22 protein-coding genes are annotated in these 19,820 nt (G+C 74.4%); 16 read left to right on the top strand and 6 right to left on the bottom strand.

From position 1 onward, the window contains the following. Positions 1–123: 123 nt before the first annotated feature. Entirely contained in the window at positions 124–894 is a 771-nt protein-coding gene (nth, locus tag J4E96_RS18445; protein ID WP_227423487.1) for an endonuclease III, read from the top strand. A 24-nt stretch (positions 895–918) separates the two neighbouring features. On the opposite strand, the gene J4E96_RS18440 is transcribed toward nth, so the two are convergent. Continuing rightward, on the bottom strand, positions 919–1,938 hold the full coding sequence (locus J4E96_RS18440; protein ID WP_227423486.1) for an alpha/beta fold hydrolase: 1,020 nt from the start codon (positions 1,936–1,938) through the stop codon (positions 919–921). 57 nt (positions 1,939–1,995) lie between these two features. Then, positions 1,996–2,727 carry a winged helix-turn-helix transcriptional regulator gene (locus tag J4E96_RS18435; RefSeq protein WP_227423485.1) on the bottom strand — a complete coding sequence of 244 codons (732 nt, stop codon included), beginning with the start codon at positions 2,725–2,727 and terminating at the stop codon, positions 1,996–1,998. 154 nt (positions 2,728–2,881) lie between these two features. Here J4E96_RS18435 and J4E96_RS18430 point away from each other — a divergent pair, with 154 nt between their 5' ends. After that, the gene (locus J4E96_RS18430; RefSeq protein ID WP_227423484.1) at positions 2,882–3,616 is read left to right on the top strand and encodes a hypothetical protein; all 735 of its coding nucleotides are present in this window, start codon (positions 2,882–2,884) and stop codon (positions 3,614–3,616) included. 285 nt (positions 3,617–3,901) lie between these two features. Here the strand turns inward: J4E96_RS18430 and J4E96_RS18425 are convergent, their stop codons facing one another. Further along, the gene (locus J4E96_RS18425) at positions 3,902–4,291 is read right to left on the bottom strand and encodes a DsrE family protein (RefSeq protein WP_227423483.1); all 390 of its coding nucleotides are present in this window, start codon (positions 4,289–4,291) and stop codon (positions 3,902–3,904) included. 216 nt (positions 4,292–4,507) lie between these two features. Between J4E96_RS18425 and J4E96_RS18420 the strand changes: the two genes are divergently transcribed. The 12 genes from J4E96_RS18420 to J4E96_RS18365 all read left to right on the top strand — a co-directional run bounded on the left by J4E96_RS18420 (position 4,508) and on the right by J4E96_RS18365 (position 14,253). Continuing rightward, positions 4,508–5,104 carry an FABP family protein gene (locus J4E96_RS18420; RefSeq protein WP_227423482.1) on the top strand — a complete coding sequence of 199 codons (597 nt, stop codon included), beginning with the start codon at positions 4,508–4,510 and terminating at the stop codon, positions 5,102–5,104. A gap of 1 nt (position 5,105) precedes the next feature. Further along, entirely contained in the window at positions 5,106–6,227 is a 1,122-nt protein-coding gene (ygfZ, locus tag J4E96_RS18415; protein ID WP_227423481.1) for a CAF17-like 4Fe-4S cluster assembly/insertion protein YgfZ, read from the top strand. Continuing rightward, on the top strand, positions 6,224–7,357 hold the full coding sequence (locus J4E96_RS18410; RefSeq protein WP_227423480.1) for an FUSC family protein: 1,134 nt from the start codon (positions 6,224–6,226) through the stop codon (positions 7,355–7,357). The genes ygfZ and J4E96_RS18410 overlap by 4 nt, the downstream gene beginning before the upstream one ends. A 94-nt stretch (positions 7,358–7,451) precedes the next feature. Further along, on the top strand, positions 7,452–7,790 hold the full coding sequence (locus tag J4E96_RS18405; RefSeq protein ID WP_227423479.1) for a type II toxin-antitoxin system Phd/YefM family antitoxin: 339 nt from the start codon (positions 7,452–7,454) through the stop codon (positions 7,788–7,790). A 10-nt stretch (positions 7,791–7,800) separates the two neighbouring features. After that, a complete protein-coding gene (locus J4E96_RS18400) occupies positions 7,801–8,220 on the top strand; it encodes a type II toxin-antitoxin system VapC family toxin (RefSeq protein WP_227423478.1) in 420 nt (139 codons plus the stop codon). Between the two features lie 90 nt (positions 8,221–8,310). Beyond that, positions 8,311–8,664 (top strand): DUF2516 family protein, encoded by a 354-nt coding sequence (locus tag J4E96_RS18395; protein WP_227423477.1) that lies wholly within the window; start codon positions 8,311–8,313, stop codon positions 8,662–8,664. After that, positions 8,661–9,635, top strand: coding sequence for an asparaginase (locus J4E96_RS18390; protein ID WP_227423476.1), 975 nt, complete (start codon positions 8,661–8,663; stop codon positions 9,633–9,635). The genes J4E96_RS18395 and J4E96_RS18390 overlap by 4 nt, the downstream gene beginning before the upstream one ends. Positions 9,636–9,645: 10 nt before the next feature. Further along, the gene (dtd, locus tag J4E96_RS18385; protein ID WP_227423475.1) at positions 9,646–10,071 is read left to right on the top strand and encodes a D-aminoacyl-tRNA deacylase; all 426 of its coding nucleotides are present in this window, start codon (positions 9,646–9,648) and stop codon (positions 10,069–10,071) included. A gap of 5 nt (positions 10,072–10,076) precedes the next feature. Continuing rightward, positions 10,077–10,601: an O-acetyl-ADP-ribose deacetylase gene (locus J4E96_RS18380; protein ID WP_227423474.1), complete on the top strand. Its 525-nt coding sequence runs from the start codon at positions 10,077–10,079 to the stop codon at positions 10,599–10,601. Between the two features lie 208 nt (positions 10,602–10,809). Further along, a complete protein-coding gene (locus tag J4E96_RS18375) occupies positions 10,810–13,389 on the top strand; it encodes an ATP-dependent Clp protease ATP-binding subunit (protein WP_227423473.1) in 2,580 nt (859 codons plus the stop codon). A 161-nt stretch (positions 13,390–13,550) separates the two neighbouring features. Further along, positions 13,551–13,787, top strand: coding sequence for a helix-turn-helix domain-containing protein (locus tag J4E96_RS18370; protein ID WP_227423472.1), 237 nt, complete (start codon positions 13,551–13,553; stop codon positions 13,785–13,787). Next, positions 13,780–14,253 carry a Clp protease N-terminal domain-containing protein gene (locus J4E96_RS18365; RefSeq protein ID WP_227423471.1) on the top strand — a complete coding sequence of 158 codons (474 nt, stop codon included), beginning with the start codon at positions 13,780–13,782 and terminating at the stop codon, positions 14,251–14,253. Before J4E96_RS18370 ends, J4E96_RS18365 begins: the two co-directional genes overlap by 8 nt. Here J4E96_RS18365 and J4E96_RS18360 read toward each other — a convergent pair. Beyond that, entirely contained in the window at positions 14,246–14,710 is a 465-nt protein-coding gene (locus J4E96_RS18360) for a tRNA (cytidine(34)-2'-O)-methyltransferase (protein ID WP_227423470.1), read from the bottom strand. The genes J4E96_RS18365 and J4E96_RS18360 overlap by 8 nt on opposite strands. 59 nt (positions 14,711–14,769) lie before the next feature. On the opposite strand from J4E96_RS18360, the gene J4E96_RS18355 reads away from it, so the two are divergent. Both J4E96_RS18355 and J4E96_RS18350 read left to right on the top strand, forming a co-directional pair. After that, positions 14,770–16,119: an NAD(P)/FAD-dependent oxidoreductase gene (locus tag J4E96_RS18355; RefSeq protein ID WP_227423469.1), complete on the top strand. Its 1,350-nt coding sequence runs from the start codon at positions 14,770–14,772 to the stop codon at positions 16,117–16,119. 31 nt (positions 16,120–16,150) lie between these two features. Beyond that, a complete protein-coding gene (locus tag J4E96_RS18350) occupies positions 16,151–17,191 on the top strand; it encodes an aldo/keto reductase (RefSeq protein ID WP_227423468.1) in 1,041 nt (346 codons plus the stop codon). A 111-nt stretch (positions 17,192–17,302) separates the two neighbouring features. Here the strand turns inward: J4E96_RS18350 and nhaA are convergent, their stop codons facing one another. Both nhaA and J4E96_RS18340 read right to left on the bottom strand, forming a co-directional pair. Further along, a complete protein-coding gene (gene nhaA / locus J4E96_RS18345) occupies positions 17,303–18,583 on the bottom strand; it encodes a Na+/H+ antiporter NhaA (protein WP_227423467.1) in 1,281 nt (426 codons plus the stop codon). Between the two features lie 186 nt (positions 18,584–18,769). Then, complete coding sequence (locus J4E96_RS18340) at positions 18,770–19,723, bottom strand: DUF4862 family protein (protein WP_227423466.1); 954 nt, start codon at positions 19,721–19,723, stop codon at positions 18,770–18,772. Positions 19,724–19,820 lie beyond the last annotated feature (97 nt).

Raw genomic sequence — 19,820 nt, 5'->3', positions numbered from 1 at the left:
CCGGCCCGGCCGCCGGCATCCTCGTTGTCAGTACTTCGACCGACGGCGGACCGAACTTGAGCGGCCCGGGCCCATCCGTGCGGCACGCCACCCGAGCGGAGCAGCGCGTCGTAGGCTGCCCGGATGGCAGCACCCCGCGCGTCGTCCGCCGCGGCCCCCGGTTCGCCGGCGCCCGGATCCGCCCTGCCGACCCGGCGGCCGCGGGCGCCCGAGACGGCGCTCGGCCTGACCCGGCGCGCGCGCCGCGTCAATCGAGCCCTGGCGGTGCGGTACCCCGACGCGCACTGCGAGCTCGACTTCCGCACGCCGCTCGAGCTGCTCGTGGCGACGGTGCTCTCCGCGCAGTGCACGGACAAGCGCGTCAACCTCGTCACGCCCACCCTGTTCGCGCGGTACCCGGACGCGTGGGCCTACGCGGGCGCGGACCGCGCCGAGCTCGAGGAGCTGATCCGCTCGACCGGCTTCTTCCGGGCGAAGTCCGAGTCGCTCCTGGGCATCGGGCGCGCGCTCGTCGAGCGGTTCGACGGCGAGGTCCCGGCGCGGCTCGCGGAGTTGGTGACGCTGCCCGGCGTCGGGCGCAAGACCGCGAACGTCGTCCTCGGCAACGCGTTCGGGATCCCCGGGCTGACGGTCGACACCCACTTCGGCCGGCTGGCCCGCCGCCTCGGCTGGACGACGGAGGACGACCCGGTGAAGGTCGAGGCCGCCGTCGGCGCGCTGATCGACAAGCGCGAGTGGACGCTGCTCTCGCACCGGCTCATCTTCCACGGCCGCCGCGTCTGCTTCGCCCGCAAGCCGGCGTGCGGTGCGTGCCCGATCGCCGCCGACTGCCCGTCGTTCGGCATCGGCGAGATCGACCCGGCCCGCGCCGCGGCGCTCGTCAAGGAGTCCTGAGCCGCGACGCCCGGCTGGGCGCCGTCAGGGTGCGGTGCGCGAGTCCGAGTCAGACCGCGCGCCGGCGTCCAACCGCGCGCCGGCGTCCGCCCGCGCCTCCGGGTCCGACCGGGGGGCCACGAGCGGGGCGACCTCGGCGAGCCATTCGATGAGCAGTTCGCTGACCCGCTCGGGGGCCTCCTCGGGCAGGAAGTGCCCGGCGTGCTCGACGAGCTCGAACCGGTACTGCGGGCCCGCGACGCCGGCCTCGCTCGCGGGCAGGACGGCGTGGGCGGCGGACAGGCACCGGTCGCTCGTGCCGTGCAACTGCAGGACCGGTACCTGCGCGGGGCTGCGCAGGGCGGCGAGGTACCGGCGGCCGTCGACGCGCGGCGTGGACCGCACCAGCCAGCGCACGCGCTCCATCGCGCTGTGCGCCGCGAACGGGACGCGCGCGGCGGTCCGGTGCGTCGCGAGCGTCTCGTCGTCGAGCCAGCCAGGCACGCCCCACTCGCGCAGGAGGCGCCCGACGAGGTCGCCGTGTGTGAGGGCGCGCTCGGGCAGGTACGGCAGCTGGAAGAACGCGAGGTGGCGCGCCGTCGTCGGGCTGAGGTGCCCGCGCGCGCTCGCGTGCAGCTGGAGCGGGTGCGGCGCAGCGAGCGCGGCGACGGCCTGGGTCACGCCGGGCTGCAGGGCGGGCATCGACCAGGCGACCGCCCCGCCGAGGCCATGACCGACGACGACGGCGCGATCGGCGCCCAGGGACCGGATCAGCCCGGCGACGTCTCGGGTCAGGGTGGGCACGTCATAGCCGGTCGGGGGCTTGTCGGACGCGCCCGTGCCGCGCAGGTCCATGGCCGCGACCCGGTAGCCGGCGTCGGCGAGGGCGGTGATCTGGTGCCGCCAGGCCCACCAGAACTGCGGGAACCCGTGCAGCAGGACGACCAGCGGCGCCTCGCGCTCGTCCGGACCCGCGACCGCGACATGGAACCGCGCCGCGTTGGCCGGGACGAACTGGTGCCGCCAGGGTCCGGTGAGCAGGACGGCACTCGAGTCGACGTTCACTCCGGCGAACCTACCCGCTCTTGCGGGGCTACCGGTGGACGGGCGATCGACAACCGGCTACGCGACGCTCGCGCCGATGGTCCCGGCGACGGCCTCGCCGGGCATCGGTCCGCGGTCCTTGGGCGGGTCGAAGCGGTAGCCGACGTTGCGCACGGTGCCGATCAGCTGCTCGTGCTCGGGGCCGAGCTTGGCGCGCAGCCGCCGCACGTGCACGTCGACGGTCCGGGTGCCCCCGTAGTAGTCGTAGCCCCAGACCTCCTGCAGCAGCTGAGCGCGGGTGAAGACCCGGCCCGGGTGCTGCACGAGGTACTTGATGAGCTCGAACTCCTTGTACGTCAGGTCGAGCGGGCGGCCGCGCAGCCGGGCGGTGTAGCCGCCGGCGTCGATCGTCAGCTCCCCCGCGGAGATCTCCTGCGGGCCGCTCTCGAAGCCGGCGCTGGCCGAGCGTTCGATCGCGAGCCGGAACCGCGCCTCGACCTCGGCCGGCGACGCCGTCTCCAGCAGGAGGTCGTCGACGCCCCAGTCGGCCTTGACGACCGTGAGGCCGCCCTCGGTCAGCACGAGCACGAGCGGGACGTCGAGTCCGGTGGCCCGGAGCAGGCGGCACGTCGTGCGCGCGGCGACGAGGTCGCGGCGCGCGTCGAGCAGCACGAGGTCCGCGTCGGGCGCGTCGACTAGGGCCGAGGGCTCGACGGGCAGCACTCGGATCCGGTGCGACAACAGTCCGAGCGCGGGAAGCACTTGCGCCGAACCGCCCGCCGTCGGTGTGAGGAGCAGCAGATCTGCCACGCGGGTCCCTCCCGGCTTGAAGCGGCCAGGTTACCGCGTGACAACCACGGCGCAGCCGGTCGGCCCGATCTGCGAGACTCATCTGCGTGCTTGCCCCCTGTCACGCCACCCGGTCCGACTGGACGTTTGCCCTGAATCGGTCGGTGGCGGGCTGATGGAGGTCTCCACCCGCGCCGTGGCCACCGCCACGGTCGCCGCGCTCGTCGCCGTCGGCGCCTACTTCGGCGAGGTGCCGCTCATCGCGGGAGCGCTCGCGCTGGCGCTCGTCTTCGCGGTCGGCTGGCCCGCGCTGCTCGACCTGCCGTCACGGTTTGGCGCCACCGCGGTCATCGCACTGGGCGGCGCTGGCGCGGTCGCCGCCGTCGCGCTGACCCCCGGCGAGCCGTTCCTGCGCCGGCTGCCCCTGGTCATCGCCCTCGCCATCCTGCTCACGTTCGGCACCGAGCTGGTGCGGCGAGACGGGCGCAAACGCCTCGTCGAGTCCGTCTCGGGGATCGTCTCCGGCGTGCTGGTCGCCGCCTCGGCCGCGGGCTGGGTCGCGGCCGGCCGCACGCCGGGCGGCGTGCCGCTCGTCGTGACGGGGGCGGTCGCGCTCGCGGTCGGCTCCGCGGTCTCGGCGCTGCCGATCGCGGGCTGGCTGGGCGTCACGGTGACCCTCGCGGCGGCCGCAGGTGCCGGCTCCGGGGCGGGCCTGCTGGTGCCCGGGATCGAACCGCAGGCCGGGGCCCTCATCGGCCTCGCCGTCGGGATCCTGATCGCGACCCTCGTCGAGCTCTTCGACGGCCTCCCGTCGCTGTCGCGGCGGTGGGCCTCCGTCGCCGCGCTCGTCCTGCCGGTGCTCGTGACCGGCATCCTCGTGTACGTCGTCGGCCGGGTCCTCGTCGGCTAGCACTGCCGGCGTCCACTGCGTGCGACCAGTGCCCGCAGCGATTGCCCGCGGCCACTGCCCGCGGCGCGCAGTGTGGGCGATCGGCTGTCTGGCGGGCTCGTGTGGGCGATCTGCTGGTCCGTGCGCCGCCACTGTGGGGACCGAACGGCCACACGGGAGCGCAACAGAGCAGAACGGCCACACTCGCGGCCGCCCGAACCGGCCGCGCCGGCGCCCGCACGCGACTCACCCGGGGGTCGCGCCGGCTAGACGCTCGAGCGGCCTAGTTCGAGACGCTCGAGCGGCCTAGTACACGAGCGCCTGGGCGCCGTCGGCGAGCGCCTCCTCGACGAAGACGGCGGCGCCGGCGATCCGGACCCCCGCGACGACGTCGGCGGCCGTGATCGCGCGCCGCGCCGCGCACTGCGTGCACACGGTCACCGTCCCCTCGGCCAGCACCGCGGCGAGCAGGTCGCCCAGCGGCGCGGCATGCTCGAGCACGAGCTCGTCCGCGCGGCCCGGCAGCGCCAGCCACGCGGCCTCGCCCGTCAGCCACAGGCTCACGCGTGCGCCGGCCGCGACCGCGACCGCGGCGACCGTGAAGGCCTGGTTGCACGCCTCGGGCCGGTCGAGCCCGGACGTCGTCTTCACCACAAGAGTCCGTGGGGGGACACTGGATCGTTCGGGGCTGCTCATCGCGCCAGCGTAGAACTCGTGCTCGATAGGATCGCGCACATGGACGCACTCGAGATGACCTTCGTCGGACTGCTGGTGCTCGCAAGCCTCGCGATCGGCGGCATCGCCGTGGTCGTCGTGCTCCGGCTCTACAAGGGTCAGCGCTGACCGCAGCCGCCAGACGCACCCGGCCGACCGCCGGGCGCAGCAGCTCTCGGACACACGTGAGGACCCACCATGCCGTTCGCCTTACCTGACGGACTCGCCCCCGAGGCGTACCCGCTCGCCTGGCTCGTCGGCCGCTGGCGCGGCGAGGGCGTCGTGAGCTACCCCGGGATCGAGGAGGCGGCGTTCGTCCAGGACGTCCGCTTCGACCACGACGGCGGCCCGTACCTGCGCTACACCTCCACCATCCGCCTCGTCGTCGTCCCGGACGATCCCGCCGCGCTGCTCGACGAGGCCGCGCGCGAGGCGGTCGCGGTAGAGGGCGAGGACGCACCTGGCGCGGACGGGCCCGTGTGGGCGACCGAGTCCGGGTTCTGGCGCATCGCACCCGAGCGCCCGCCGGAGCTCGGGGACGACCGGTACCCGGTCGAGCTGCTGCTCGCGGACCCCGCCGGCCACCTGTCGCTGTACCTCGGCGCCGTCGGCAACGGGCGGATCGACCTCGCGAGCGACCTGATCGCGAGCACCTCGACCGCCGCGCAGGTCGGCGCGGGCACCCGGCTGTACGGGCTCGTCCAGGGAGACCTGATGTGGGCGTGGGACCTCGCCGCCTTCGGGCAGCCGCTGCAGAGCTACGCGTCGGCCCGCCTGGTCCGGGTGGAGGCCTGACATGCCCACCTACGCCAGCCCCCTGCTCGCGCGGCACGGCGCGGTCGGCGGCTCCGGCCCCGACGCGGGCGTGGCCTTCCACTACGGCGACCCGACGGCCGAGCAGCGCGCGCTGCGCGCGGGCGGCGCCGTCGTCGACCTGTCCCACTACGGCGTCGTGCGGGTCGCCGGGCCCGATCGCCTCACCTGGCTGAACTCGATCACGTCCCAGCTGCTGCTCGACCTGGCGCCCGGCACCTCGACGGAGCTGCTCGTGCTGAGCCCCCAGGGCCACGTCGAGCACGCGGCGGGCGTCGTGGACGACGGCGCGGCGACCTGGCTGATCACCGAGGCTGCCCACGCGCCGACGCTGACCGCGTGGCTCGACCGGATGAAGTTCATGCTCCGGGTCGAGATCACGGACGCGACCGCGGACTGGGCGGTGCTCGGCGAGCCCGTCGGCGCCGAGGGTGGCCCCGGCGAGCCGGTGACGTGGCGGGACCCCTGGCCGCGGACGGCGCCGGGCGGCACGCGCTACGGCCCGGCCGACGACGCGCACCCGGGTCTCGAGCGCCCGTGGCGGCTCGTGCTCGTGCCGCGCGCTGGCCTGGTCGCGGCGGTCGCCGACCGCGAGGCCGCCGGCTGGCGGCTCGCCGGCACGTGGGCGAGCGAGGCCGCGCGCATCGAGGCCTGGCGGCCGCGCCTGGCCCGCGAGGTCGACGACCGCACGATCCCGCACGAGCTCGACTGGCTGCGCACGGCGGTGCACCTCGAGAAGGGTTGCTACCGAGGCCAGGAGACCGTCGCGCGCGTGCACAACATGGGTCGGCCGCCGCGGCGGCTGGTCATGCTGCACCTCGACGGCTCGGGCCACCTCCTGCCGCAGGGCGGGGCCTCGGTCCGCTCGGGCGAGCGCGTCGTCGGCGCCGTGACCTCGGTGGCGCGCCACCACGAGCTCGGCCCGATCGCGCTCGCGGTCGTCAAGCGCAGCACCCCCGACGACGTCGACCTGCAGGTGGACTGCGAGGGCGGCGCCGTCGCGGCCGGGCAGGAGGTCATCGTGCCGGGGGAGGGCGTCTCGGTGGACCGCCCGACGCCCCGTGGCCCGGTGGCGCGGGGGCTCGGGCACCACCCCAGCCTGTGACCGCGGCCGCGCACGACGGCGCCGGCCAGGACCACCGGTCGGCGCCCGGCCGGGCCGGGCTCGTCCTGCGCGCCCGTGCCCGCCAGGGGTGGGCGCGCGTGCGCGGCTCGCTCGTGCCCGTGCTCGGCGCCAGCGCTGCGGCCGGGCTCTCGTTTGCGATCGCGAAGTACGGCCTCGGGCACGAGTTCCCGTTCTTCGCCCCGGTCTCGGCCTGGGTCGCGCTCGGCTTCAGCGCCGACCGCCCGGTGCGGCGCGTCGCCGAGCTGTCCATCGGTGTCGCCGTCGGGGTGGCCTTCGGCGACCTCCTCGTGCACCTGATCGGCTCGGGCTGGTGGCAGATCTCGGTCGTGCTCGCCGTCTCGGCGCTGGTCGGGCGGTTCATCGACCGCGGCGCGCTGCTGACCACGCAGGCGGGCGTGCAGGCGATCGTCATCGTCGGGCTCCCCACCATCCAGGCGACCGGCGGGCCGATCGGGCGGTGGACCGACGCGCTCGTCGGCGGCGGCGTCGCCCTGCTCGTGGCGACGCTCGGCTCGACCGACCCGCGCCGTCGGCCCCGGCAGCAGGCCCGCAACGCGATGCACGAGCTCAGCGGAATGCTGCGCACCCTCGCGCGCGGGCTGCGCCAGGACGACCCGGCCGGCGCGGAGGAGTCCCTCGTGCGCGGGCGCGCGGCCGAGCCGGCCTTCGAGGACTGGCGGGCCGGCGCGAAGAGCTCGCGCGAGATCGCGCGCGTGTCGCCCGGCTGGGTCCGCTACAGCGACGAGCTGACGGCGCTGCAGGACGCGGCCGCGAAGGCCGATCACGCGATGCGGAACGCGCGCGTGCTCGCCCGGCGCGCCATCGGCATCCTCGGCGCGGATCGCGACCTGACCGGCCTGGCGGCGGCCGTGGGCGACCTCGCCGACGCGTGCATCGAGATCGCGGTGGCGTTCGGGACGGATCGCCCGCTCGACCGGGCCCGGTCCGACCTGCTCGCCATCGCCGACCGGATGGACCCGTTCACCCTCGCGCCGCGCGACTGGCAGGCCCAGAGCCAGGTGCTGCTGCTGCGCTCGCTGGTCGTGGACCTGCTCGAGGTCGCCGGCGTCGAGCCGCAGGTCGCGCGCGACCGGCTGCCCCCGCTGTGAGCGCGGCAGGTTGTCGGCCGTGAAGTAGTCCATCCGCGGTGAAGTAGTCCCTTCCTCAGGACGAACTCACCGCGAAAGGACGACCTCACCGCGAATGGACGACCTCACCGCGGCGGCGCCGACGGCGGGGCCGGTTCCCGCGCGGACGGGGCCGTCCGGTACCTTCGCTGGCATGGAGGTCTCGGTCAGCGCCCTGCGCGCAGAGCTCAAGCAATGGATCGACCTGGCCCGCTCGGGTGAGGACGTCGTGATCACCGACCGCGGCGTACCGGTCGCGCGCCTGTCGGGGATCGCCTCGACGGACCTGCTGACGCGGCTGCAGCGCGAGGGCCTGCTCGTGGCGCCGCCGGCGGACCGGCCCGCCGCCGAGGTGCACGACCGCAACCGCCCCGCGCAGGCGCTGTCCGGGCTCGCCCGCCGCCTGCGGCGCTGAGCCGGCCGCTGTGGCCCTGGTCTACTTCCACCCCGGCGCGCTGGTCCGCCTGTGCACGCCCGCGGCCGGCTCGCGCATCGCCGCGGCGTTGTGGGACGGCGCCGACACCGTCGTGACCTCGCGCCTGGCCGACCTCGAGGTGCGCGCGGTCCTCGCGGGCGGCTCGCGCATCGGCAAGATCGACGACCCGGCGCACGATCGCGCCAAGGCCCGCTGGGCCCGGCTCTGGCTCGGCCTGTGGACCGTCGAGCTCGGCGACCAGCTCATCGCGCGCGCGGCGGAGCTCGCCGAGCTGCACCCGCTGCGCGTGACCGACGCCGTGCACCTGGCGAGCGCGCTGGTGCTGGAGAGCCCCGACCTGTCGGTGCTCAGCTGGGACGCCCCGTTCTCCGACGCGGCGCGCGCCGAGGGGCTGCGCGTCCTGCCCTGACGTGGCCCTGACCCCGCCCCGACCCGCGCCGGACCTGGCCCGGCGACGAGGGGTCTGACAGAACGCCCGCCGTCTCGTACGCTCGACGTCGTGATCCTCTACGCGCAGCAGCTGATCTACTTCGCGCTCTTCTTCGTCGTGTTCGTGCTCGCGGTCTGGGCGCTCGGCGACGCGATGACCCGCCCGACGGGGGCCTTCACGAGCGCGGGCAAGCGGACCAAGAACTTCTGGCTGCTGCTCACCGGCGCCGCGACGGCGGTCGCCTTCGTCGCGATCCCCGCCCCGCTGGGCCTGGGGCTGCTGTCCTTCCTCGCGCTTGGCGCCGCCGTCGCCGCGATCGTGTACCTCGTCGACGTGCGGCCGGCCATCCGGCCCTACTCGGGCCGCCGGGGCGGTCGCGGCAAGGGGCCGGGCGGGCGTACCCCGCCCCGCGGCGGCTGGTGACCGCCGGGGCCGTCCCGCTCGCGCGCGTCGTCCGGGGTGACCTGGTCGAGTCCGTGCACGCCGGCCACCTCGTGGTGCTCGCCCCCGACGGTCGCGTGCGGGTCGCGCTCGGTGACCCCGACGCCGTGATCTGGGCGCGGTCCTCGCTCAAGCCCCTGCAGGCGAGCGCGATGCTGCGCGCCGGGCTCGACCTCGACGGCGCTGACCTCGCGCTCGCGTGCGCGAGCCACTCGGGGGAGCCCGGCCACCTCGCGGGCGTGCGCGCGATCCTGGCCGGCGTCGGCCTGACCGAGGCCGACCTGCAGAACACCCCGGACGTCCCGCTCGGCCTCGCGGCGGCGTTCGACTGGCAGCGAGCCGGCCTCGGCCCGACGTCCTTGACCCAGAACTGCTCGGGCAAGCACGCGGCGATGCTCGCCACCTGCGTCGCGCTCGGGTGGAGCCGGTCCGACTACCTCGAGCCCGCGCACCCCCTGCAGCGCGCCGTCCGCGCCGAGATCGAGGCCCTGACGGGCATCCGCGTCGAGCACGCGACCGTCGACGGGTGCGGTGCGCCGCTGTTCTCCACGACCGTGCTCGGCCTCGCGCGCGCGTTCGGCCGGCTGGCCGCGGCGCCCCGGCTCGCGCCCGGCGGCCCCGAGGCCCGCGTCGCGTCGGCCATGAACGCGCACCCGCAGCTCGTCGGCGGCTCGGGTCGCGAGGTCACCCGCGTGATGGCGGCGGTTCCCGGCCTGGTCGCGAAGGACGGCGCCGACGGCGTCTACGCGGCGGGCCTCGCCGACGGCGGGTCGCTCGCGTTCAAGATCCTCGACGGCGGCGAGCGCCCTCGCCCGGTGGTGCTCGCCGCGGCCCTCGCGGCCGCGGGCGTCGACTCGGCCGCGATCCGCGCCGTCGGCGTCGTGCCGGTGCTCGGCCACGGCCGGCCCGTCGGCGCCGTGACGGCGACGTTCGGCGCGGGCGCGCGCGCGTGAGGGCCGTGGCGTGAAAGCCGTGGTGCAGCGCGTTACGCGGGCCTCGGTGACCGTCGGCGGCGTCGTCGTCGGCGCGATCGACCGGCCCGGTCTGCTCGCGCTCGTCGGCGTCACGCACGCGGACGGGGCCGCCGAGGCCGAGCTGATCGCGCGGAAGATCGCCGAGCTGCGCATCCTGCGCGGCGAGGAGTCGGCGGCGGATGCGGGCGCCCCCGTGCTCGTGGTCAGCCAGTTCACGCTGTACGCGGACACGCGGAAGGGGCGCCGGCCCACCTGGAACCACGCCGCCCCCGGCCCCGTCGCCGAGCCCCTGGTCGACGCCGTCGTCGCGCTCCTGCGCGCCCGCGGGCTCGAGGTCGCGACCGGCACGTTCGGCGCGGACATGGCGGTGGAGCTCGTGAACGACGGGCCCGTGACGATCCTGCTCGAGGCCTGAGCGCCGTGGTCGGGGCCCGGATCGAGGCGGTGCGCGGCGACCTCACGCGTCAGCGGGTCGACGCGATCGTCAACGCGGCCAACTCCTCGCTGCTCGGCGGGGGCGGCGTCGACGGCGCGATCCACGCCGCGGCGGGGCCCGAGCTGCTCGCGCAGTGCCGCGAGCTGCGCCGCACGACGCTGCCGGACGGCCTGCCCGTGGGCGACGCCGTCGCGACCGGCGCCGGCCGGCTCGCGGCCCGCTGGGTCATCCACACCGTCGGCCCGAACGCACACCGGGGCGAGCGGGACCCCGCGCTGCTCGCCTCGTGCTTCACGCGGTCCCTCGAGGTCGCGGCGCAGGTCGGTGCCACGTCGGTCGCGTTCCCCGCGGTCAGCGCCGGGGTCTACGGCTGGGACGTGGCCGACGTCGCCCGCATCGCGGTGGCCGCGACGCGCGGGCTGGCGCCGACGGGCTCCGTCGAGCTGATCCGGTTCGTCCTCTTCAGCGACGCCGCCCTGGAGGCCTTCGAGCAGGCGCTCCGGGAGTAGGAAGCGTCGAGTTCGTCCATCCGGCGTGAGGTCGTCCGTTTAACGGGACTATGTCGCCGCGAATGGACGATCTCGACGTTTGGCGGCGCGGCCGCGTCACGCCTGCGGCGAACATGGGCAGTACCGGGGGCCTCGCCCCGTTAGCCTAGAAAACGCCGTCCCGGCCGGACCCCTAAACCCGGCTGCACGTCGCTCGTGAGGAGTGCACATGTTCGAAAGATTCACGGACCGAGCCCGCCGGGTCGTCGTCCTCGCCCAAGAAGAGGCGCGGATGCTGAACCACAACTACATCGGCACGGAGCACATCCTGCTCGGGCTGATCCACGAAGGGGAAGGCGTCGCCGCAAAGGCGCTCGAGTCCCTCGGGATCTCGCTCGACGCCGTGCGCTCGCAGGTCCAGGAGATCATCGGCGAGGGACAGCAGGCGCCGAGCGGGCACATCCCGTTCACGCCGCGCGCCAAGAAGGTGCTCGAGCTCTCCCTGCGTGAGGCGCTCCAGCTGGGCCACAACTACATCGGCACCGAGCACATCCTGCTCGGGCTCATCCGCGAGGGTGAGGGCGTCGCCGCGCAGGTGCTGAACAAGCTCGGCGCCGACCTGAACCGCGTGCGCCAGCAGGTCATCCAGCTGCTCAGCGGCTACCAGGGCAAGGAGCCGGTCGCCACGGGCGGCCCGGCCGAGGGTCAGCCCGCCGGCTCGGCGGTGCTCGACCAGTTCGGCCGCAACCTGACCCAGGCCGCGCGCGACGGCAAGCTCGACCCGGTCATCGGGCGCGAGAAGGAGATCGAGCGGGTCATGCAGGTGCTGTCGCGGCGCACCAAGAACAACCCCGTCCTGATCGGCGAGCCCGGCGTCGGCAAGACCGCGATCGTCGAGGGCCTGGCCCAGGACATCGTGCGCGGCGACGTGCCCGAGACGCTCAAGGACAAGCAGCTGTACACGCTGGACCTCGGCGCGCTCGTGGCCGGCAGCCGGTACCGCGGCGACTTCGAGGAGCGCCTGAAGAAGGTCCTCAAGGAGATCCGCACGCGCGGCGACATCATCCTGTTCATCGACGAGATCCACACCCTCGTCGGGGCCGGTGCCGCCGAGGGCGCGATCGACGCCGCGAGCATCCTCAAGCCGATGCTCGCGCGCGGCGAGCTCCAGACGATCGGCGCGACCACGCTCGACGAGTACCGCAAGTACGTCGAGAAGGACGCCGCCCTCGAGCGCCGGTTCCAGCCGATCCAGGTCGCGGAGCCCACGCTCAAGGAGGCCATCGAGATCCTCAAGGGCCTGCGCGACCGGTACGAGGCGCACCACCGCGTGTCCATCACGGACGGCGCCCTCGTGGCGGCGGCCACGCTGGCCGACCGGTACGTCAACGACCGGTTCCTGCCGGACAAGGCGATCGACCTGGTCGACGAGGCCGGTGCGCGCCTGCGCATCCGCCGGATGACCGCCCCGCCCGAGCTGCGCGAGCTCGACGAGCAGATCGCCGTCGCGCGCCGCGACAAGGAGTCGGCGATCGACGAGCAGGACTTCGAGAAGGCCGCGCGCCTGCGCGACAAGGAGAAGCAGCTCGGCCTGCGCCGGATCGAGAAGGAGAAGTCCTGGAAGTCGGGCGACCTCGACTCGGTCGCCGAGGTGGACGAAGACCTGATCGCCGAGGTGCTCGCGCTCGCGACCGGCATCCCGGTGTTCAAGCTCACCGAGGCCGAGAGCTCGCGCCTGCTGCACATGGAGGACGCCCTGCACAAGCGCGTCGTCGGGCAGGACGCGGCGATCAAGAGCCTGTCCCAGGCGATCCGGCGCACGCGCGCCGGCCTCAAGGACCCGAAGCGTCCCGGCGGTTCGTTCATCTTCGCGGGGCCCACGGGCGTCGGGAAGACCGAGCTCGCCAAGGCGCTCGCGGAGTTCCTGTTCGACGACGAGAACGCGCTCATCCAGCTCGACATGAGCGAGTTCTCCGAGAAGCACACGGTCTCGCGGCTGTTCGGCTCGCCCCCCGGCTACGTCGGGTACGACGAGGGCGGCCAGCTCACGGAGAAGGTCCGGCGCAAGCCGTTCTCGGTCGTCCTGTTCGACGAGGTCGAGAAGGCGCACGCCGACATCTTCAACTCGCTGCTGCAGATCCTCGAGGACGGTCACCTGACCGACTCGCAGGGCCGCGTCGTCGACTTCAAGAACACCGTGATCATCATGACCACGAACCTCGGCACCCGGGACATCGCCAAGGGCCTGCAGACCGGCTTCCAGGCCGGCGGCGACCTGTCGACGTCGTACGAGCGCATGAAGTCCAAGGTCCTCGACGAGCTCAAGCAGCACTTCCGGCCTGAGTTCCTCAACCGGGTCGACGACGTCGTCGTCTTCCCGCAGCTCTCGCAGCCCGAGATCTTCGCGATCGTCGACCTGATGATCGCCAAGCTCGACCTGCGGCTGCAGGACAAGGACATGTCCATCACGATCACGCCCGCGGCCAAGCAGCTGCTCGCCGACAAGGGGTACGACCCCGTGCTCGGCGCGCGACCGCTGCGGCGCGCGATCCAGCGGGAGATCGAGGACCAGCTGTCGGAGAAGATCCTCTTCGGGGAGATCCACGCCGGTCAGATGATCCTGGTCGACGCCGTCGGGGAGGGTCTGCTGGGCGAGTTCACGTTCCGCGGGGTCCCCAAGGGCGAGTCGGAGCTGCTCGAGCCGGTCGCGGTCGGAGCCGCCCCGACGACGATCTCCGGCACGGACCTGCCCAAGGCGCCGTCGTCGTCGTCGCCGCAGGACACGCAGACGATGCCCCTGCAGGACTAGACGCTCTCCCCGAGGGGCCCGGATCCGCGAGGATCCGGGCCCCTCGTGCGTGCGCGGGCAGGTCCCGGGCAGTGCCCGGCCCGGGCACGTCTGGGCACCGGCGCTGGCACGATAAGCAACAGGGGTTGACTGTCCGAGACCAAGCAACGTAGGTTGCTTCCATGAATCCGATCACCGTGTCACCGACCGGCGGTGCGGCCGACGGCCTCGCCGCGGTCGTCGCGCTCCGAGAGCTCGCCGACGGGCTCGAGGACCAGGCGGTCGAGCGTGCGATGCGCGGCGGCTGGTCGTGGACCCAGGTCGCACAGGCGCTGGGCGTGACCCGGCAGGCCGTCCACAAGAAGCACCTGCGACGGCTGGTCGCCGCCGGAGTCGACCTCAGGAGGCGTCATGGCTGACAAGCCGCTGCCGAACGACCTCGCCGGGATCCTGCGGCAGGGCCGCGCGATCGCCTACGCGATGGGGGCCCGCACGCTGGAGGCGGAGCACCTGCTGCTCGCGCTGGCCGACGACGCCGACTCGCCGGCAGCCCGGGCCCTCGGCGCGGCGGGGCTGGACCCCGACCGGATCCGCGCGCTGCTGCGGGCCGAGCGGCGTCAGAGCCTCGCCCACGCGGGCGTCGAGCTCGTCGAGGACCCGGTGTCGTCCCTGGAACCGGGCTTCACGCCGCGCTGGGGCACCTCCGCGAAGGACGCGCTGGTGCGCGGCAAGGCGGCCGCGGGCGGCGGGCTGCACCGCGAGACGGCGGCCGACCTGCTGGTCGGGGTGCTCGGCGCCGAGGTCGGGACCGTTCCGCGTGCCCTCGCGCTCGCGGGCATCGACCGCGCAGAACTCATCGACGGGCTCGTCGCGGGGCTCAGGTAGCGCCGGGGAAGTCCGCCTGCCGCCACGCCTCGTAGATCGCCAGGGCGGCCGAGTTCGCCAGGTTGAGCGAGCGGCGGCCGGCAAGCATCGGGATCCGGAGCTGGTCGGTCACCCGCGCGTCCGCGAGCACCTCGGGCGGCAGGCCGGTCGGCTCCGGGCCGAACAGCAGTAGGTCGTCCGGGCGATACTCCACGTCCGTGAACCGGCGGGTCGCCTGCGTCGTGAACGCGAAGACCCGCGCGTCGGGCATCGCGGCCCACGCGGCCTCGAGGTTTGCGTGCACGACGACGTGGGCCAGGTCGTGGTAGTCCAGTCCGGCCCGGCGCAGCTTGGGTTCGGACAGGTCGAAGCCGAGCGGCTCGATCAGGTGCAGCTCGGCGCCCGTCACGGCGGCGAGCCGGATCGCGCTGCCGGTGTTCTGGGGGATGCGGGGTTCGAAGAAGACGATGCGGGCCACCCGATGATGGTGCCACCGCGCCGGGCGGGCGCCGCGCGGCGGGCGTACCGTCGCGTCTCATGGCATCCCCACCGGTCGGCCCGGTCCCACCCGCCGGCCCGGCACCGCTGCCGGGGCGCTGCGACGTCGTCGTCGTCGGCGCCGGGCTCGCGGGGCTGGCCTGCGCGCTGCGGCTCGCGCGCGCCGGGCTCGACGTGCTGGTGCTCGAGCGCGCGGAGGCTGTCGGCGGCCGGGTCCGCACCGACGTCGTCGACGGGTTTCGCTGCGACCGCGGCTTCCAGCTCCTGAACACGGCCTACCCCGAGGCCCGGCGCGTGCTCGACCTCGCGGTGCTCGACCTGCAGCCGCTCCCGGGCGCGGTCGTGGTCGCGTCCGGGTCGGGCCGCCGCGTGCTGGGCGACCCGCGCCGTACCCCGGCGGGCCTGCTGCCGGCCGCGCTGCTCGGCGACCTGACGGCGGCGGGCGGGCTGGGGGAGAAGGCAGCCTTCGCGCGGTGGGCGATCGGCTGCGCGCTGCGCCGGCCCGCGGACCTGCTCGCCGCGCCCGACGAGCCCTGGGGCGACGCGCTGGACCGGCGAGGCGTCGCCGACGGGCTGCGGCGCGGCGTGCTCGACCCGTTCCTCGCCGGCGTGCTCGGCGAGGCGGACGGGGTGACCTCCCGCCGGTTCGTCGAGCTGCTCATCCGCTCATTCGTCCGGGGCCGCCCGTCCGTGCCCGCGGCCGGCATGCAGGCGATCCCGGACCAGCTCGCGGCCGCGCTGCCCGCCGGCGCAGTCCGCTGCGGCACGCGCGTCGACGCCGTCGCGACCGGACCGGGCGCCGAGCTCACCGTGCGCACGGGCGACGGGACGGTGACGGCGCGCGCCGTCGTCGTCGCGACGGATCCCGGCGCCGCCGCGGGCCTGACGGGGCTCGCGGTTCCCGAGGTCAGGCCGCTGACGACGTTCTGGCACGCGTGCGCCGACGCGCCGAGCCGGTACGGGGCGCTGCACCTGGACGCCGACCGGCGCGGCCCGCTCGTCAACACGGTCGTGCTCAGCAACGCCGCGCGCGCGTACTCGCCCGACGGGCGCGCGTTGGTCGCCTCGACGATGCTGGGGCTGCCGTCGGCCGACCCGGCGGACGCGACCTCGGAGGCGGGCGTGCGGCGCCAGCTCGCGCACGTGTACGGCGTGAGCACCGCGCGGTGGGAGCTCGTGACCGAGCACGCGATCGCGCACGCGCTCACCGCGATGGCGCCCCCGCTGGACCCGCGCCGCGCCGTCGCGCTCGGCGACGGCCTGTTCGTCGCGGGCGATCACCGGGACACGGCCTCGAGCCAGGGTGCGCTCGTGTCCGGCCGTCGCGCCGCCGACGCCGTGCTCGCGCGGGTGCGTGGTGCGGCGCCGGGCGGGCCGTCGGTACCGTAGAGCAGCACTGCACCGCCTCGAGAGGACACCGATGTCGTTCTTCCTGCCTGCCGCCGACCGATACGAGCAGATGACCTACCGCCGGACCGGCCGAAGCGGCCTCGACCTGCCCGCGCTGTCGCTCGGGCTCTGGCACAACTTCGGGCACACGACGAGCCTCGAGGCGCAGCGCGCGATCATCCGCCGCGCGTTCGACCTCGGCATCACGCACTTCGACCTGGCGAACAACTACGGGCCGCCGTACGGATCGGCCGAGGAGAGCTTCGGCCGGCACCTCGCCGCCGACCTGCGTCCGTACCGCGACGAGCTGGTCATCAGCTCCAAGGCGGGCTACGACATGTGGCCGGGGCCGTACGGCGACGGCGGGTCGCGCAAGTACCTGCGGGCGTCGCTCGACCAGTCGCTCACGCGGCTCGGGCTCGACTACGTCGACATCTTCTACTCGCACCGCCCCGACCCGACCGTCCCGATCGAGGAGACGATGGGCGCGCTGCACACCGCGGTCCAGCAGGGCAAGGCGCTGTACGCAGGCATCTCGAACTACAGCCCGGAGCAGACGCGCGTGGCGGCGCGGGTGCTCGGCGAGCTCGGCACGCCGCTGCTGATCCACCAGGCGTCGTACTCGATGTTCAACCGGCACGTCGAGACCGCGAAGCCGGCGGCCGACGGGACGGCGGGGGAGAGCCTGCTCGACGTCGTCGGCGACCTGGGCATCGGCCTCATCCTGTTCTCCCCGCTCGCGCAGGGCCTGCTCACCGGCCGCTACCTCAGCGGCAAGGTGCCCGCGGGCTCGCGCGCCGCCGTCGGCCACTTCCTCAAGGCCGAGCGGATCGACGCGACCTACCTCGAGCGTGCGCGCGCCCTCAACGAGATCGCCGCTGCCCGCGGGCAGACGCTCGCGCAGCTCGCGCTGACCTGGGTGCTCCGGGACGAGCGGGCGACGTCAGCGATCATCGGCGCGAGCAGCGTCCAGCAGCTCGAGGACAACGTAGCGGCCCTCACGGCCGACCCCCTGACGCCAGCAGAGCTCACAACGATCGACCGCTACGCGATCGAAGCCACAGCCCGCTAACGCCCGCCCCGCCCGCCCAACCCCCCCAACCCGGTTTTCAGAGGAATCGGTCCGTCTCCCGCACCGATTCCCCTGAAAACCGGCACCGGCTGGATGGCCCCGGCCCGGTTTTCAGGGGAGTCGGTGCGAATTCCGCGCCGGATCCTCTGAAAACTCGGTGGGGTGGGGGTGGGGGCGGGGGGTGAGGTGGACTCGGGTGCGCCACGTCAGGAGGGCGGCGCCTAGCGTGGCCGAGGTCAGGGAGCCGATGAGCACCGCCGCCTTGACGTGCGCACTGTGCGGGGAGTCCGGCGCGAACGAGAGCTCGCCGATCAGGAGCGACACCGTGAAGCCGACGCCCGCGACGACCGACACGGCCATCAGGTCGGGCCAGCGAACGGACGGGTCGAGACTCGCCCCCGTGAGCTTGACCAGGAGGAACGTCGCGATGAGGATGCCGATCGGCTTGCCGAGCACGAGCCCGAACGCGACCCCCAGCGCGGCGGGATCGCCGGCCGTGCTCGCGAGGTCGTCGGGGCTTAGTGACACTCCCGCAGCGAAAAGCGCGAAGACCGGCACGGCGAACCCGGCGGAGACCGGGCGCCACAGGTGCTCGAGGTGCTCGGCGATGCTGATCGACTCGGCCCCGCGGGCCAGCGCCGGCACGGTGAAGCCGATGATGACGCCGGCGATCGTGGCATGCACGCCGGACGCGTGCATGAACCCCCAGGCCGCGACCGCGAGCGGGACGAGCACCCACGCGGTCATCCCGCGCCGACGCACGAGGACCGCGAACAGGGCGATGGTCGCGAACGACGCCGCCAGCCAGGCGAACTGCAGGCCGTCGGCGTAGAAGATCGCGATGACCACGATGCCGAGGAGGTCGTCGACGACGGCGAGGGTCAGCAGGAAGGCGCGCAGCGCCGTGGGCAGGCGCTTGCCGAAGACGGTCAGGACCGCGACGGCGAAGGCGATGTCGGTCGCGACGGGGACTGCCCAGCCGTGCATCGAGCCGCCGGCCGAGGTGGCGTTGATCAGCGCGTAGATCGCCGCGGGCGCGGCCATGCCGCCGACGGCCGCGAGGATCGGCACGATCGCGGTCGAGGGCCGCCGGAGCTGCCCGTCGACCATCTCCCGCTTGAGCTCGAGGCCGACGACGAAGAAGAAGATCGCGAGCAGGCCGTCGGTCGCCCACTCGGCGACGGTCAGGTCGAGGTGCAGCGCCGCCGGCCCGAACGTGATCTCGCTGAGCGCGGCGTACGAGTCGCGCAGCGGCGAGTTCACCCAGACGAGGGCGACGACGGCGCCGAGCAGGAGCAGGATCGCGCCGGTGTTCTCGGCGCGCAGGTCGTCCGCGAAGTTGCGTTCGCCGCCGGGAGTCAGGCGGCTGTACAGGGTCGGGCGGTCACTCATGGGGGTCCCCAGGGTAGTTCGGGATGAGCGCCGCACCACGGCGGGCGGCGCCTCGAACAGACAGAGCTCTCCGACCGGGGGATTCTCCGGATCGGGACGCCCTCGTCCCGATCGGTCCCCAGCTCGGTCGTGCTCGCGGGTGAGCGCAGGACGCGCCCACCCGCGAGGTGGTGCGGGTTCCTGCGGCTAGAGGCTCGCCTGGGCCACGGCGATCTCGGTCAGCGCGGCCTTGGCGACGGCGAGCCGCGTGGCGACGCTGGCGTCCGCCGGACGCATGGCGATCTTCAGCCCGACGCGCGGCACGTCGCCCGCGACGCGGAGCGTGTCGAGCATCTCGGCCGGGCCCAGCAGCGAGTCGGACGCGAGCGCGAGCGCCGGGTCGTCGCCGCGCGGCCAGATGTGCGTGTCGGCCCAGGCCGGGGCCCAGGCGGTCTCGGCGCCGCTGGCGCCCGAGAAGACGAGCGCGCGCAGCAGCCCGGCCTCGGCGACCGCCTTCGTGTGCTCGACGGCGAGGGCGATGTCGCGGCCCTCGATCACGGACCGGCCCCAGTTGACGCTCATCCCGAGCACCTCGGGGGCGACGCCGACGGCCTGGACCGCGGCGAGCTCGTCCTCGAGCTTCCAGAACCCCTTGGCCACGGACTGGCCCGGCAGGTACGCGTCGCAGTGCTCGACGAGCAGCTCGGCGCCGGCGAGGTCCCAGGTGAGGATCTCATCGAGGGACTTCGCGAACGCCTCGCGCGAGCCGCCGCGCGGCCCGGGCGCGCTGTGCACCTCGATCGCGACGACGCGGCGTCGGCCGTGCTCGTCGGCGAGCCGGACGGCCAGGTCGCGCGCGCGGCCGATGTCGGCGAGCGCCTTCGCGCGGCAGCCCTCGTCGGTCGAGCCCAGGCCGTAGCCGGGCTCCTTCCCGAGGCGGGCCATCAGGGTCGGGACGAGCGTGACGAGCAGGTCCCAGTCGGGGCGGACGTTGCGGGTCACCCAGGACGGCTCGAGGCTCGGCGTGCCCTCGACGGGCAGGGCGTACTCGAGGCCGCCGACGCCGAGCTCGGCCACGCCGGCGAAGAACTCCGCCTCGTCCTCGGGGTCGCTGGGCGCCATCGCGTAGCCGGCGAGAAGCAGGCCGGAAAGGGAAGTCATGGATCCTCCGTCGTGAGTGATCAGTGCCGTCGACCGTGCCGGCCGCCGCGTCACGGTTCCTGCAGTGCAACCACGCTTCGTTGCGCTCCTGGACGTT

Origin of the sequence: Pengzhenrongella sicca (genome assembly GCF_017569225.1) — a bacterium.
GTDB lineage: Bacteria > Actinomycetota > Actinomycetes > Actinomycetales > Cellulomonadaceae > Pengzhenrongella > Pengzhenrongella sicca.
The sequence above is the reverse complement of the archived record's forward strand: the minus strand, read 5'-3'. Positions and strand labels throughout refer to the sequence as shown.